The organism is Williamsia sp. MIQD14, from assembly GCF_051025635.1.
Lineage (GTDB): Bacteria > Actinomycetota > Actinomycetes > Mycobacteriales > Mycobacteriaceae > Williamsia_A.
In genome coordinates this window covers 1,041,799-1,057,536 of sequence record NZ_JBPFDG010000001.1, presented here as the reverse complement: position 1 = coordinate 1,057,536, position 15,738 = coordinate 1,041,799, and the positions used below count along the sequence as shown (strand labels likewise).

Sequence of the window (15,738 nt, the reverse complement as noted above, 5' to 3'; positions counted from 1 at the left end):
TTGTCCACTTTCCACAACGGTCACAACAATGCTCAACATCTGTGGAGACTTACCCGAAGAGGGTTTCCATACCGACCGGTATGTGGTAACCATCACACGGTCGCACCCGGTCTCGGCGTGCGGCGAACGCGATCGGGGGATGGATGAGCGTCGCAGTGGGGGCACGGGTCAACGAGGGGCGAGTGGACTCGGCGGCGAGCGGGGTGTTGCTGGCCGACGCCCGCGCCGCGTTGAGACGACGGATGCCCGTTCTCGCGGAATGGTTCGACGAGACCACGCTCGCCGAGCGTGAGGCGCCGGGCAACCGTGGCCTCGAGGTGTTCCGTGAGGCGGGTGGCTGCGGGCTGATCGTCCCCGTCGAGATCAGTGGTCAGGGTGCGTCGGCGGTCGAGGCCCTGCAGGTGCAGCGCGCCATCGGCGCGGCGTCGCCGTCCCTGGCCGTCGCCACGGTCATGCACCACCTGTCGATCGCGACGATCGTGCAGATCGCGCTCACCGGCCCCGAGGAGGACCTCGCGCTGCTGCAGAGCGTGGTCGAGCAGAACGCCCTGATCGCGTCGGCGTTCGCCGAGGGACGGGTCGGTGGGAGCACGCTGATCCCGACCGTGTCGGCGGTCTACGACGAGGACACCGGCGACTACGTGGTCACCGGCCGGAAGAAGCCTTGCAGCATGGCGTATTCGATGGCGTTCCTCGCCGCGAGTCTCGACGCCAAGGAGTCCGAGGGTGGTCGCGGCCGCAAGGCCGTGGGACTCATCCCGGCCCAGATGCCGGGCGTCAGCATCGAACCGTTCTGGACGTCGCCGATCCTGGGCGGCGCAGAGAGCGAGGAGGTGATCCTCGACGGAGTGCGCGTCCCCGCGGCACTCATGATGATCGGGACGATGCAGGACCCGGACGGCATCCACGAGATGACCGGCTTCCTCTGGTTCGGACTGCTGGCCTCGGCGGGGTACATCGGCGCCGCGAGCACGCTGCTCGAACGGCTCCTGCACAGTCCCCGGGTCGACGCCGCGACCTACACCCCCATCGCCGCCGAACTCGAATCGGCCATGGCTGCACTGGAATCGGTGGCCGCCGCCCTCGACGCCGGCGAACGGGGCGCCGGCATCTCGGCCCGGTTGCTGTTCATCCGCACCGCCCTGCGCACCGCCCTGCTCCGCGTGGCCGCCGCGGCCACCTCTGCGCTCGGCGGGATCGCCTTCATCACCGACCCCGACGTCGCCTACCTCGCGTCGGTGTTGCAGGCGTTCTCGTTCCACCCGCCGTCGACCACCGAGACCCAGCGCTCGCTGTTCGCCTACCACCGCGGCGAGGAGTTCCGCCTCGCCTGAGGTGGTGCATTCGGCGAGCCCTCGGTACCGTTCGTATGACCGAGGTGTCGCGGTCCGTCGGGGCCGGTGTCCGACCGAGCGCAGGGTGGGAGGTCGTGACCGGTGTCCACCGACGATCGGCCCGCCCGGCAGGCGCCGCAACGCCGGATACTCGTCGTCGACCAGTTCGTGCCGGATCCTCTTCTCGGCGCGGGCCTTCCACGAGCGCACCAGATCGTCTCGTCGTTCGTCGAGGCCGGTTTCCGCGTCGACCACTACCCGATGTGGTCGAAGCGCAGCGAACGTAGGCGGATGGCATCCCTCTTCGGCAGGCGGGTCCGGTTCCGTCGCGGGCAGGGACGGCTCGGCCTGTGGAACGTCCTCCGGACGGACGGTGCCGACTACGACGCGATATTCGTCAGTCGCCCCCCGACGATGCAGACCGTCCTCGCCGTGGGATGGAAACCGCGATGGGGCCCTCGTCGACCTCCCGTGATCTACGACGCCGAGGCGCTCTTCGCCGTACGCGAGAAGCTCCGTCGGGCGCTGTATCCCCCCGTGATGTCCGAGGCGGAGTACCACGAGGAACTCCTGGCCGAACTGCAGCTCATGTCGGAGGCGGACGCCGTCACCACGGCCGGGTCGTCCGACGCCGCCGCGATCCGTTCCGGGGTGGACATCCCCACACACGTTCTGCCCCATGCGACCACCGCTCGACCGGATCTCGGTGCGACTTTCGACGATCGTCGCGACATCCTGTTCGTCGGACGCCTCGCCGGACCGCCCGACCTGACGCCGAATGTGGACTCGGTCCGGTACTTCGTCCGAGAGATCATGCCGGTGCTCGACGGTCTGATCGGGAACGAGTACGTCGTCCATGTCGCCGGGATGGTCGACTCCCCGGAGATCGAGGCCCTGCGATCGGAGCGGGTCGTCGTTCTCGGTGTCGTGGAGGATCTCGGCGAACTCTATGAACGGTGCCGGGTGTTCGTGGCTCCGACCCGATACTCGGCCGGAATCCCGCTCAAGGTCGTCGAGGCGATGAGCCAGGGGATCCCTTCGATCGTGACCCCGCAGCTCGCCGACCAACTCGAGGTGCACGAGCCCACCGTCGCGATCGGCGACGGTACCGAGGGCTTCGCGCGGGCGTGCGCGCAGCTGTACACCGACGGCGAGCAATGGCAGGCGACGCGCGACAGTGCCCTCACCTACGTCGCCGACGCGTGCTCACCGGAGGTGTTCCGGCAGCGGCTCGTCGAGGTCGTCGACGCCGCGATCGTTCATGCTGCTCAGCGTCAAGAACGCTGAGATCGCGCGAGTCGACCCTGCTCGGTGAAATATTCGAGAATGTCCTTCTCGATAGAGGGATCGCTGAGACGCGTGAGCTGCTCGTCGCCGCGGGCGATCCATTCCGCACGCGTGTCGGTATCGAGCATCTCGGTCATCGCCTGGGCGATGTCCGCAGGTGACTGGGGGTCGATCTGTCTGATGCCCTGCCCACCGACTTCCCCCTGCGAGCCGCCAGTTCCGGCGATGACCGGGATACGGGCTTGAAAACCCTCTGCGATCGCGAGGCCATACCCCTCGTACAGCGACGGATACACCATCGCCAGGCTCTCACCGAGGATCCGGAACTTCGTCGCTTCGTCGACGTAGCCCGTCAGTTCGACGCGTCCTTCGAGATCCAGTCTCTCGATCAGTGTCTCGATCCCCCCGAAGTTCCAGCCGACGAGCACCAGCTTGTGGTCGGGATGCTCGCGCCCGAAGAGCGCGAACCCGTGTAGCAGCGAATCCAGCCGCTTCCGGAAGTCCGTTCCGCCGACGTAGACGAACTGAGGTCGCGGTGCGATCGGCGCCCGATGTTCGACCCCCCGCAGAGGAATCAGGATCGGGGTGACGGATCTGCGTCGAAAGATGCGACGAATGTCTGCTGCGCTCTGTTGCGAGATCGTCAGGATGGCGTCCGCTCTCGCTGCCGCGATGACGTTGGCGAGGAGGATCGATTGCATCTCTCGGCTGATGGCGAAGATGCGCCACTGGCGGAGGTAGTAGTCGCGATAGAACAGATAGGGGATCACGTCGTACAGCACGAGCACGTACCGGGTTCGTGCCCGTTTCAGCGCGGGGATGCCACGGTTGGCCGCCGAGACGTAAAGATGAAAGTCCCCGTCGTCGAGAAATCGCGGGAGGTCTGTCTGCTCCCATCGCACGTCGCCGGGCCGCCCGAACACATTCCGCTCGAGGCCGGCGACATCCTCGTCGTATTGATCGAGAAGTGGCTGGTTGCTGATCAGCGTGATCTCGAAATCCCCTTGACGAAGGCAAGCGAGAATTGCGCCGATGTAGTTGGTGAAGCCGCAGGGCGGGCCCGCGAGCGGTCTCGCGTCAAGCGCGATACGGATGGGCAAGAAATCTCTTCCGTCGACAGGGCGGCAGCATCGTCGCGCTCGCATCTGAACGAACGAGGACCCTTCGACTGTCTCGCACATCCGACCGATTGTGAACCGTTACGGCCGCATGTGGTGCGATCGGTCGACGGGCCGGACATACGGCCTCACCCCAATTCGGCGGCGTTCTCCGGTGCCGAGTCGGTGGGGATTCGCAAGGCGGACAACAGGTCCTTGTAGAGGGGACTGTTGACCAGGAGTTCCTCGTGGGTGCCCTGGGCGATGAGGCGTCCGTCCTGCAGGACCACGATCATGTCTGCGTCGACCACGGTCGACAGACGGTGGGCGATGGTGATGACCAGGCCGGTGCGGGCGTGATCGACGATCGCGTCGTGGATGGCGTGCTCGGTCAGCGCGTCGACCTGGGCGGTCGCCTCGTCGAGCAGCAGCACCGGGCGGTCGGCGAGGAGTGCGCGGGCCACGGCGATGCGCTGGCGTTGACCGCCGGAGAGCGAGTTGATCGAGACCTGTGCGTCGAGACCGCCGGGGAGCGTGTCCACGACGGCACGCAACGACAGCCGCTCGAGGACCTCGTACATGGCCTCGTCGGTGGCATGGGTGTTGATCAGGCGCAGGTTCTCACGCAGGGTGCCGGGGATGAGCGGCGATTCCTGCTCGACGTAGGCGAAGTGGGTACGCGTGGTCGACGCCGAGACATCCTGATACGCATGGGTTCCGAGTCGGAGCTCGCCGCTGTCGGGTTCGAGGAACCGCAGCAGCAACGACAGCAGCGTCGTCTTGCCTGCACCGGACGGGCCGATGAGGGCCACGTGACCACGGCTGGGCATCCGTAGATCGATGCCGTTGAGCACCGGGTCACCGTCGGGATAGCTGGCGAACACGTTGCGCAACAACATCCCCGAGCCGTCGCCGGTGGGGACACTGCGCTTGGACTCCCACGCCGCGACGGGGTGCCCCGCGCGGTGTCGCGGTCCGGCTCCGTTCGAGCCGCTTTGCGGCGAACCGCCCTCGATCGGCATCGCGTCGACCTGGCGGATGCGCCGTGCCGCGGCCAGTCCGGCCTGGAGCTGGGTGAGGCTGGTGCTGAGCTGACCGATCGGGTCGCCGATCTGGAACGCGTAGAGAAGGAACGCCACGAGCGTGGAGACCGTCATCGCACCCGAGGACACGCGCACCGCGCCGAACGCGAGGATCGCGAGGATCGACACCTGGACACCGGTGAACGAGGTGGTGATCGCCAGGGCCTGGCGTCGCACCGCGTACATGTTCAGATCGCGTGAGCGCGCGGCGATCTCGTCGAGTCGGGTGCGCACCCGCTCCTCGGCGATGGCGGCCTTGATGGACTTGATGGCCCGCAGGTTGCCGTCGAGCTCGCCGCCGAGTTCGCCGACAGCAGCCTGCGCGCGTTCCTGGGATTTCGCGATCGAGGGCAGGATGCGCCCGAACAGGAAGGTGAGGACGAGTACCGCGATGAGGGTCACGCCGACGAGGGTGATGTCGAGGATCGCCATCATCACCAGTGCGCCGATGAGCATCACCACGCCATTGACGCCACCGACGATGCTCGACGACGCCGCCTCCCGAAGCAGCACCGAATCCGACGTCACACGGGTGACAAGTTCACCGACGGGACTGCGCTGCAGGGGGCTGAGCCGGGCGTAGAGGAAACGGAGGTTCATGCGGCGGCGGGCGTCGTAGACCACACCCTCGGACAGGTTGCCGAGGGTGACCAGCTGCCACCACTGGGCGACCGCGCTGATGATCACCAGACCGATCAGGATCGCCAGGGGTGCGATGAGACCGGACTTGCCGTCCACCGAGTCGAGAATGTGTTTCGTCGCCAGGGGTGTGCCCAGGCGTGCAGCCGACCCGATCAATCCTGCAACGGTGGCCAACCCGAACAGCGGCAGGCGGGGACGGATGAGCTCCCACAACAGGCGCGTGTTCGGCTGGTTCTCCGAGGAACTCGCGGCGTTCTTCGAGAAGTCTGGCGTCGATTCTTCGCCCATGCGCATAGTGAACCAGAATTCCGGCCCGTTATCGGAGTCGCGCGGGTGTGACGAACTCCGGCGCTCAGTCGTCGCTTGAGCTCGCCCCGGCACCGCCGTCGTCCTGCATCGCTGCCCGGCGGTGAAGTTGTAGCGCTGCTGGTGTCAGCGGACGTCGCGGGACGGGAGCGGTGTCGGCGGGACGCCTCTCGGGGGCGGCGAGAAGGCAGTCTGCGAGCGACCGAGACCAGCAGAGGCGCGGACGGCAGGCCGCGACGCCATGTGTGACTTACGCTCACGGTGTGTCGAACGCAACAGCGCCGCTCCGAGCAGCTCTGGAAGGCGTCTTGAAGCAGATCGGACTCTGGGACGTCTATCGAGACCGACGAGATCTCCAGCGTTCACGTTCTGCACTGTTGCCCGGTCAGGATCGGTGGTCCCACGACCACGCAGTGCGGCGCGCCCGCACGCGGAAGAGGGCAGCTGACGTCGACGTCGTCGAGGGTATGGGTACGTCGGCCGAACAGCTCCGCGCGTTCTTCGACTCATTCGACATCGTCGATCCGGGCGTGCCGATCATCCGAGTCGGTCCGGACGACGACGGCGGCTACTTGCTACCCGATGACTTGGAGGGAATCGTCGCGTCCTTCTCGCCGGGTGTAGCAGACGAAATCGGATTCGATGTCTCGATCGCCGACCGGGGCATACCCGTTCACATGATCGATGCGTCGGTCCCCGGCCTCCCCGTCGCACACCCCGCGATCGACTTCGAACCGCTCTTTCTCGGCGCGAGGACGGTCGGCCGCTGGACCACGTTGGAAGACTGGGTTGAGCGCCGCGCCCCCGGCGATGGCGACGTGATGCTGCAGATGGACATCGAAGGGCACGAGTGGGGCGTGCTCGCGGCGGCGACCGACGCAGTTCTGAGTCGAGTGCGCATCCTCGCCATCGAGATGCACGACCTGCACCACCTCTCGTCGCCGAGCGGCTTTGCGATGATCGACGCGGCCTTTCGCCGGCTGAATGAGCACTTTCAGCTGGTACACGTTCATCAGAACAACAATGAGTATCCGGTCCCTTACGCAGGTTTCTCGCTTCACCCGGTTGTCGAGGCCACGTGGTTGAGGCGCGACAGGGTGCACGCAGCGGTTCGACGTGAATCACTCACTCACCCACTCGACAAGGTGAATGCACCACAGTTGCTGCAGCACCCGCTCGACCCTGCGTGGCTTTGAGCTGGAACTCCTGGCCAGGGCACGGACGTGCCGAATCAGGTGTTTGTCCTCTGGCATCGGTGGGCTGAGTTGGATCGGTCAATGGCTCGCAATGCCGCCGATGGGTGCCACTCGCTGACAACGTAGGGGTTGAGTCACCCGTTACACATAGGTGCGAGCCAGAGTTCCCGACCGTCGCCCGAGTTGCGGCCGTGAGAACGGCCACGTTCGGTCAGCCCGCGGTGTCACCCGATTCGCCACCGCCGGAGGACTGTCCGCCACCACCGCCACTGCCTGCGGGGTCGGAGGCGCCGCCCCCGGACGCCGGCGGCGGGTCGGAGGTGGGCGGTGAGGTGACCGGAGGGGTCACCACCGGAGGCGTGATCGACGTCGCAGGGGGGTTCGGTGCCGGCTGCTGTGCAGTCGGACGTGACGGACCGCTGCCGCCGTCACGGGGCGATGCGATGCCGGTGGCTGCGGTCTCCGTTCGCGGTGGGACGACAGGCCCTGGCGCGACGGGCGCCCCACCGGCGACGGACCCGGTGTCGCCGGAGATGAAGGCCCCGTCGGCATCGGTCGGGGTGGCAGCCTGGTCGAACGGTGCTGTCGCGTCCACGGGGGACGCCGCGGGAGGGGCGAGTGCGGGTTTACCGGCAGGCGCCGACGGTGCGGTGGACGCGGCGCGTGCGGTCTCGTGTCCCGCACTGGGGACGAGCCGCATCTGTGCCGAGGAACCGCCGTGGGTGGCCCACAGGGTGATGGTCACCGCGCAGACCACGACGATGACGCCGGCGACGGCGCTGAACCAGCGCCACCCCGACGGCAACGCGTGGTGGGAGGCGGGAGACGCGGACACCTGTGCACGCAAAGCGGCCTTGGTCGCTTCGTAGTCGAGCTCCTCGCGCACTGCACCGTCCTTCGTCGTGCCCCCGGCGAGAGGACAATAGCAGCGGCGACGGGTCGTTGGCGCAGGTCACGACCGCGGTCTACCGACGGGCGCGCGGCCCGCTCTCGGCGGCGTGCAGGGCGGCGAGCCGGGCGTTGTAGGCCGCCAACGCCGCGTCGTCCCCGTCGATGTCGTAGGAATCGGCGTCGTCGGTGGCGCCGGGGGCCAGCGTCGCCTCCTGACGGGCACGGTCCAACCACGACACCCGCCGCGCCTCGCCCGGCTTCCGGTGGGTCTCGGCGCGGATCCACTGTCCCGCGACCAGTACCAAGAGCAACATCATCAGTCCGTCACCGCCGAACCACATGATGGCGCCGGCGATGTTCTGGTCGGCGAGCGCATCGGGACCCCACCCGAGGCGCGATTCGCCGTAGGCCGGTGCCAACGGGCGGTCGGTGAGCATGAGCACGATGCCGACGAGGGTGTCGGGGCCCATCGCGATCAGCAGCGTCACGAAGCGGACCGGATGCGACAGGTCGTGTCCGCTGAACTCGCCGCCGATGGTCGGCAGCAGCAGCAGGTACCCGCTCACGATGTAGACCACCGTCTCGCCGGTGTGGATCCAGCCGTGCTCGCTCATCGCCTGCTGGAAACCGGTCAGGTGCGTGCCGACGAGCACCGCCGCGTACACCGGCACCGAGAACGCGGGCGAGGTGAGGAAGCGGGTGACGCGATGGGTCATGACCGCACGGACCCGGCCGGCGCCCACGGGTCCCGACGACTCCATCGCCAGACGCACCGGCTGCGCCAGCACGAGGGTCAGCGGGATCACCATGATCAACAGCAGGTGGGTGATCATGTGCATCCAGAACAGGTGGTGCGCGAACGCCGCGGCACTCGAGTTGAGCGCCACCACCAGCAGCGCCATCGCGCCCACCCAGCTCGCGGTACGCGACCACGGCCACGCGACACCGGCGCGACGGCACCGCGCGACGCCGACGAGGTACGCCGCGGTGGCGATCGCCATCACCGCCCACCAGACCGGTGTCGCGGTCCAGTCGGTGAGGATGTCGGGTCGGGTCATCGGTGTCATGTCCACCCGACCCACTATCCCCGCGGCCGCGGGCGGCGTCGAGGATCATCGCCGCAGCTCACACCATATGCGCCACGGTGTCCGAAAGGTCCGGTTCCCCGGAGGGTCAGTAGCCGATCGACCGCATGGGCGCCGGATCCCACAGACCCGACCGGGTCTCCTCGCCGATGGTCAGCTTCGCCGTCTGCGCGGGCAGGATCTCGCTGAACCGCTGCAGCGAACCCCAGTCGTTGCCCCAGTTGTTGCGCAGATACGTCGCCAGCAGCTGCGGTCGCAGCATCGCCTCGGTCAGGCCCAGCGGTCCACCCGCTTTGCCCGACATCCACGTCTGGCTGTTCTGACGCGTGGCACCGGCGTCGGGCAGGATGCGCCACTTGGGCACCTCCTCCACACCGTTGCGCACCGACATCGGGCGCTGGCACGGGAACACGAACGCGGGCACCCAGTCGATGAGAACCGGATCGGTGCGTCCGACGACCTGCTCGAGGGTGCGCAGGGTGCTGATGCGCGGCGGCGTGACCGCGACCCACTGATCGGAGCTGCCGCTGGTGTCGGCGACGATCAGCCGCGCGACGGTCGCTCCGGCGGGCGCATCGGAGAGCGGGAACCGCAGGTTGCGCCACGTCGGCGCCTCACCGACGTCGATGGGGGAGCGCTGTCCCACCCCGACCACGGCTCCGTCGGGGCCGACCCGGCCGTACTGCACCCGGACCTGCTGGCCCTGGCTGACGATCCCGAGTCCGTTGCGCGCTTCGACCGCACCCGCGACCGACACCGTGAGCAGCGGTGCGTCGGCCGATCGGGCAGGCATCCGGTACCAGTCGGTGGTGAGCGAACCGCCCGAGCCGCCGTAGCTGCCGAGCACCGGGGTGCGTTCGGGGGAGAGCCCGAACGGCAGCTTCACCGTCGAACCGTTGACACCGCGCGCACCCTGGCCGCCACCGGTGCCGCCCTCGGTCGACTCGTCGCCGGTGGAGGCGTCGTCGGAACCCGCCGACCCGCCGGTGGTGTTCGTCGAGCTGCTGGTGGTGGCGTCGTCGTCGCTGTTCTGGGTGGTGTCGACCGACAGGTCGTTCGGCACCCCGTTCGGCGTGAAGCCCGACGAGGGTTGCGGCCCGGCGAGGGCGTCACCGGGCGAGGTGGTCGGCGACTGGCCGGCGACCGCGGCGGGAGCCAGCAGGCCGCCGTTCGGGTCGGTCTCGACGAGCACGTCGTTGGCCATGCCGCAGATGTTGCCGGTGAGTGCCCGTGCGTTGCTCGACGCCCACGAGAAGCTGTTGCGCTGCACGACAGCGCCTTTCACGAGCGAGAGTACCTCGAAGACCACCACGAGAGCGATCAGTGTCGGCACGATCGCGCCGTGCGGTGTGCGCCATCGACTGCTCGATCCGCGGCCCCGGGCGACGTCGTCGTCGACGTGGTCGTCGCGCAGGTGCTGCCAGAACCCGATGAGCGCGGTGATCACCGACAGTGCGAGCAGCAACCAGTAGACGCGGATCCCGCCGATCGCCGGTGGTCGATCCCGCCACGGCACGCCGTAGGTACCGACGAACCACCAGCCGTTGATGCCCGCGAACGCGATACCCATCACGAAGAACAGAGCCGCCACGAGGAAGGTGCGGTTGCGACGGCGACGGAGGATCGCCGGCGCCGCCATCGCACCGGCCGCCGCGGCCAGGCCGCCCGCGATGCCCGCGTAGACACCGAGATGGTGGGTCCATTTGGTGGGCGTGAACGAGATGATGAAGACGGTGCCGAGGATGACCGCGACGAGACGCCACACGGGTCCGCGGGCGATGCCGCGCGGCGACCGCCGGCGCAGCAGCACGAGGATCACGAACCCCAGCAGCAGGAACATGGTGAGGATGCCGAAGCGGCGGGCAAGCGAGGCGTCGACCTGGTTGGGCAGCAGCAGGTAGTAGTAGCGCACCGGCTCCTGCCACCACTCGAGCGTCGGCCCGACCTCACTGGCCACCTTCGAGCTCGTGATGACCCCCGACAGGGTGTTGTCGGCGAAGATCTCGAACAACACGGCCGTGCCCGCGGCGAGGATCGGCGCCAGGATCGGCAACAGCCCGTCGCGGTGTCGGCGTCTCGCGAGTCTCTTGATCAGTGGCCGGATCCCGGCCACGAGCGCCGCGACGGCCATGAGGCCGCCGGGGGCGATGGCGAGGGTGAACGCCGCGAAGATCGTCGCCGTGGCCAGTGGCAGGAAACGCCCGGTGGCGATCGACCGATCGACCGCGCACCACGTGAGGAGCGCGCCGACGGCGAGAGCGGGCTCGGGCCGCAGACCGTTGTTGAACGGCAGCCAGATCGCCAGGAACACCGCGGCACACGTCCACAGCGCGGGTGTGGAGTGGCGGACGGTGCGACCGAGGCGGGGGATGACCTCGCGGCTGAGCAGCCACCAGCCGAGCAGTCCGAGCAGGAACGCGGGCAGACGCATCCAGGGTGCGGCGAGACTGACGTGGGTCATCGCGCGGATCACCTGGTAGTGCCACCCGAACGGGTCCTGGGGCACACCGAAGTACCGGTAGTAGTTGATCGGGTACCCGGCGGCGTCGGCGACGCGGCCGACGGTGAAGTTGTAGCCGTCGTCGGAGGTGTTGCCGCCCAGGAACCACCACAGTCCGAGGACCACGATGACGACACCGTCGATGGGTCGCAGCGTCCACCACTTCGCGGGGAGGAACCGCTTGTGGCGTCGGCCGTCTCCGGTGTCGAGGATGCCCAGCGAGATCAGCGACAGCAGTGTCATCGCGATACCGAGCACCATCGCGGTCAGCTTCAGTGCCGTGGGTGTGGTGACGAAGCGGGTGTCGATGGTCGCGCGCACCGACAGGCCGGTGGCCGGGGTCGAGCTCGGCAGATCGGTGTAGATGCCGACGATCTGCGGCCGCAGGTTGGGATCGGCGACGTCGAACGACAGCTGACCGGCCGCCCCCGAGGGGAGCCCGCGGATCTCCGCGCGGGTCCGGGTGCCGTCGAACCGCATGACGATCGAGCAGTCCGCGTCGCTCTGCGCCTGCGCGCGAGGGGTGTTGACGAGCACCACGTTGCGGTCGGTGACCTGGATCTGGTCCGACGTCACCGAGACGAACAGGCCGCGCGCGAAGGCGTCCGACCCGGCCGTGGGGATCGTCGAGAGGAGGTTGCCGCCGAAGGAGGGCAGTCGCGCCGCGGCTGTGCAGGGCACGGTCACGTCGGCGTCGACGGGGACGAACGACACCAGCGGGGCTGCGACGTCGCCGACACCGTTCTGTCCGACACCCTGTTGGGGCCACGACATCGACGCCGTCGTCTGGTTCACCGGCAGCAGCGGCGTCGCCAGCGCGAGCAGCGCGCCGAGCAGACCGGTGACGATCGCGACGATCCGCACCATGCGCATGCGCCCCGCCGAGGTCGGCGGACGTGGGGAAGTCTTGGTCACAGTGGTGCCCTCTGGGGTGGTCGATGCGCTCACGAGTCGTCCGACTTCACGACGCGGATGGACCCGTCACGTGACCATCCCCAGCGACTGCGGTCGCCGGTGGTGACGGTCGCGGTGGGTGCGTCCGGGGCCAGGGGTGCCAGTCGCTCCAGCGAACCCCAGTCGCGGAACCAGTCGTCGCGCAGGTAGGTCGGCACCGTGGTCGGTGTGGTGGTGCCCTCCGAGATCCCCAGCAGGCCACCGTCGTCGGAGTCCATCCAGGTCTTCGACTGCGACAGCGCGGTGATGCGATCGGGAAGGATCCGCCACCGCGGGACGTCGGTCACGCCGTGGCGCGAGACGATCGGCTGCTGGCACGGGAACTGGGCGGCGACGGTGAAGTCGATCAGCGTCGGCGCCGAGGAACCGACGACGTCCTGCAGCGTCTGCAGCTGCGCCGCCCGCGGCGGGGTGATGGCGAGCCACTGATCGGAGGTGAGGTTGTCGTCGTCGGCGACGATCCGCATGACCTGCGCGCGCGGAGGGATGACCTCGGTCGGGACGCGCAGGTTGCGCCACGGTCGGTTCGGTGGCTCGGGACCCGGGTCGATCGGCATGTACGGGGTGCCGACCTGGGTGAACTCGCCTGTGGGGGAACTGATCCCGAACTGCACGCGCAGCGAGCGACCGAATTCGCCGACACCGTCGACGTCGACCGAGGCGATCGCTCCCGCCGCGCTGATGACGATGAGCGGCGTGCTGCCGCGCTGGGGGAGTCGGTACCAGGACGTGGTCAACGACGCCCGACCCGAGTCGTATCCGTAGCTGCCGAGCACCGGGGTGCGCGACGGGTCGAGACCGAAGGGCAGCGCCGCGGTGGAACCGTTGACGGTGCGAGGTCCGTTGCCGCCCAGCGTTCCCGGAAGTCCGCCGGTGACGGTGAAGGCGTTCTGGATGGTGCCGGCCACGTTCATCTGACCGGGGCGCGACTGCGTCGGCTCCGGCGACAGGTCGGGTGCGACACCGTTCGGGGTGAAGCCGACCGAACCGGTGCCGGCGAGCGCGGCGGAGGCGGAACCGCCGTCGGCGGGCACGAGGGTGCCGGCGTTGGCGTCGCGTTCGACGAGCACGTCGTCGGCCATGGCGCAGGTGTCGCCGCCCACGGCCCGCAGGTTCGCGCCGACCACCGTGTACTCCGAGCCGCGGGCGACCGCGGCCTTGGCGAACACCGCGAGTTCGGCCACCACCATGAGGATCGCGATGGCGGCGATGGGCGACGACGCCAGCACGAGGCGGCGGCGATCGGCCCGTGACGGCGCGTCCGACGGGGCCTCGATGTGGGCCGACGGATCGGCCGAGGGGTCGTCGGGGTCCGACTCGTGGACCACGCCGCGGTTGTCCACGAAATCGAGTCGCAGGTGCAGCCACACCGCGCCCGCCGAGGCGAGGACGGCGAGCACCAGCAGGATCGTCGAGACCTGGATCCCGGCCAGCACCGGGGCGCGGTCGAACCACGAGATGCCGAAGTCATACGCCCACGGCCACGCGTTCTTGCCCGCCATCGACGCTGCGAGCGCGAACAGCAGTCCCGCGACGAGGACCGCGAGGTTGCGGGCCGAGCGGGCCGCGGACTGCGCGATGGCGACGGTCGCGACGGCGGCCAGGGCCGCGGCGACACCGGCGAAGATGCCGAACTGGATGGTCCATTTGGTGGGCGCGAACACCCACAGCACCAGCGTGACGCCGACGGCGCCGATCCCGCGCCACACCGGACCGGGATCGATGCCGCGGATCCGCTTGCGCCGCAACATGACCGCGAGGACCACGAAGACCGAGGCGAGCAGCAGCAGCACCGGCACGCGGCGGGTGAGGGCGCCGTCGTCGGTGGACACGGTGAGGAAGAAGTAGCGGAAATACTCCTCGTGCCAGCTCAGCGAGGGGCCGACGGTGAAGCGGATGCGGACCGCGTCGTAGACGGTCGCGAGGGTCTGGTCGCGGAACACCACGATGAGGGTGAACAGTCCGGCGGCCACGACCGGCAGCACCAGCGGTGCGAGACCGTCACCGCGGCGGCGGCGCAGCACCACCTCGACCATCGCGCGTGCACCGGCGACGAGGACCGCGACCGCGATCACGCCGTGCGGCGCGAGGGCCAGGGTGAGGCCGGCGGCGACGGTGGCCAGCGCGGCGGGGAGCAGGCGGCGGGTGCCGATGGCCTGCTCGACACCCCACCACGTGAGCAGCGATCCGGCGACGATGATCGGTTCGCTGCGCAGACCGCTGTCGAACGGCAGCCAGAAGGCGACGAAGACCGCGGCGGCGGCCCACAGCGCCCACCCGCTGCGACGGACCGCGGCGCCCAGACGGGGCAGCAGCACTCGGCTCAGCACGAACCAGGAGACGAGCGCGGCGACGAGCGCGGGGATGTGCATCCAGATCCCGGCGGTCGAGACAGATGACCAGTGACCCAGGAAGCTGTAGTACCAGTCGAACGGCGCCTCGGGGATGCCGAACCAGCGGTAGTAATTGGAAAGGTATCCGGCACCGTCGGCGACGCGCCCCATCGTCAGCACGTACCCGTCGTCGGGGGTGCCTGCGCCGAGGAACAACCACACGATGAGCACCGCGGTGACGGCGGTGTCGGTGATCCGCGGGGCCAATACACGTCGCCACGAGCGCACGCCGATCCGGCGGTGGTGTCCCCCCAACCAGTCGAGGCGGGCCAGGGCGATCAGGGCCAGCGCGATGGCCAGGATCCCGATGATCATGACGGCGAGCTTGATCGCCGACGGCGAGCTGGCGTACCGGTTGTCGATCCCGACGTCGACGCGCAGGCCCTGGGCGGCTGCGGCCTGGACCCGCGGGGTGGTCAGCGTGCTGAAGATGCCGTCGACCTGGGGACGCTTGTCCGGGGTGAGGGTGGTGGCCGGGCCGAGGCCGACGAACTGGGCGCCGGGGCCGGTCGGGGAGGAGAACACGCGGATCGAGCGGCACTGCGACGACCGGACCTGCTCACGCGTGGCCGACGCCGCGGGCGTGCCGCGGAACGAGACGGTGACGGTGGAGGAGTTCGCCGAGACCACGAGCGACTTCTGCGAGGCGCGGTCGGCGGTGGTGGGCATCGTGGCGAGCAGGGTGCCGCCGCCGGATCCGAGGGAATCGACCAGCGAGCACGGGATCGACGCGGTCAGCGACTGCGGCGTCTGGGCCGTCAACGGCGCGACCACCGACGGCGTGTCGGCTGCCAGTGACTGCCCGGCGGGCCAGGAGAACGCGGCGGTGGTCTGGTTCACCGGCAGCAGCGGGGTGAGGATGCACGCGAGAATCCCCACCACACCGGCACTCACGGCCACCAGGCGAGCGGTTGTCGCACTGGACAGTCGGGCAGTCATCGGCACGAGCAACGATGGTATGCGACTTGTCT

The 15,738-nt window shown here is 68.9% G+C and carries 9 protein-coding genes; 3 read left to right on the top strand and 6 right to left on the bottom strand.

Translation table 11 applies throughout. The features are described 5' to 3' along the window. Positions 1-143 precede the first annotated feature (143 nt). Both ACQ7HM_RS04535 and ACQ7HM_RS04530 read left to right on the top strand, forming a co-directional pair. Complete coding sequence (locus tag ACQ7HM_RS04535) at positions 144-1,334, top strand: acyl-CoA dehydrogenase family protein (RefSeq protein WP_434215028.1); 1,191 nt, start codon at positions 144-146, stop codon at positions 1,332-1,334. 102 nt (positions 1,335-1,436) lie between these two features. Beyond that, positions 1,437-2,621 carry a glycosyltransferase gene (locus ACQ7HM_RS04530; RefSeq protein WP_434215027.1) on the top strand — a complete coding sequence of 395 codons (1,185 nt, stop codon included), beginning with the start codon at positions 1,437-1,439 and terminating at the stop codon, positions 2,619-2,621. Here ACQ7HM_RS04530 and ACQ7HM_RS04525 read toward each other — a convergent pair. Beyond that, positions 2,609-3,721 carry a glycosyltransferase family 4 protein gene (locus tag ACQ7HM_RS04525; RefSeq protein ID WP_434215026.1) on the bottom strand — a complete coding sequence of 371 codons (1,113 nt, stop codon included), beginning with the start codon at positions 3,719-3,721 and terminating at the stop codon, positions 2,609-2,611. The genes ACQ7HM_RS04530 and ACQ7HM_RS04525 overlap by 13 nt on opposite strands. A 146-nt stretch (positions 3,722-3,867) precedes the next feature. After that, positions 3,868-5,730 (bottom strand): ABC transporter ATP-binding protein, encoded by a 1,863-nt coding sequence (locus tag ACQ7HM_RS04520; protein WP_434215025.1) that lies wholly within the window; start codon positions 5,728-5,730, stop codon positions 3,868-3,870. Positions 5,731-6,011: 281 nt separating this feature from the next. Here ACQ7HM_RS04520 and ACQ7HM_RS04515 point away from each other — a divergent pair, with 281 nt between their 5' ends. Next, positions 6,012-6,944: a hypothetical protein gene (locus ACQ7HM_RS04515; protein ID WP_434215024.1), complete on the top strand. Its 933-nt coding sequence runs from the start codon at positions 6,012-6,014 to the stop codon at positions 6,942-6,944. Between the two features lie 211 nt (positions 6,945-7,155). On the opposite strand, the gene ACQ7HM_RS04510 is transcribed toward ACQ7HM_RS04515, so the two are convergent. The 4 genes from ACQ7HM_RS04510 to ACQ7HM_RS04495 all read right to left on the bottom strand — a co-directional run bounded on the left by ACQ7HM_RS04510 (position 7,156) and on the right by ACQ7HM_RS04495 (position 15,706). Then, on the bottom strand, positions 7,156-7,830 hold the full coding sequence (locus ACQ7HM_RS04510) for a hypothetical protein (protein ID WP_434215023.1): 675 nt from the start codon (positions 7,828-7,830) through the stop codon (positions 7,156-7,158). A 79-nt stretch (positions 7,831-7,909) separates the two neighbouring features. Further along, positions 7,910-8,893, bottom strand: coding sequence for a cytochrome c oxidase assembly protein (locus tag ACQ7HM_RS04505; RefSeq protein ID WP_434215022.1), 984 nt, complete (start codon positions 8,891-8,893; stop codon positions 7,910-7,912). A 115-nt stretch (positions 8,894-9,008) separates the two neighbouring features. Then, positions 9,009-12,293, bottom strand: a complete 3,285-nt coding sequence (locus ACQ7HM_RS04500) for an arabinosyltransferase domain-containing protein (RefSeq protein ID WP_434215629.1) — start codon at positions 12,291-12,293, stop codon at positions 9,009-9,011. A 71-nt stretch (positions 12,294-12,364) separates the two neighbouring features. Then, a complete protein-coding gene (locus ACQ7HM_RS04495) occupies positions 12,365-15,706 on the bottom strand; it encodes an arabinosyltransferase domain-containing protein (protein ID WP_434215021.1) in 3,342 nt (1,113 codons plus the stop codon). Between the last annotated feature and the right edge of the window lie 32 nt (positions 15,707-15,738).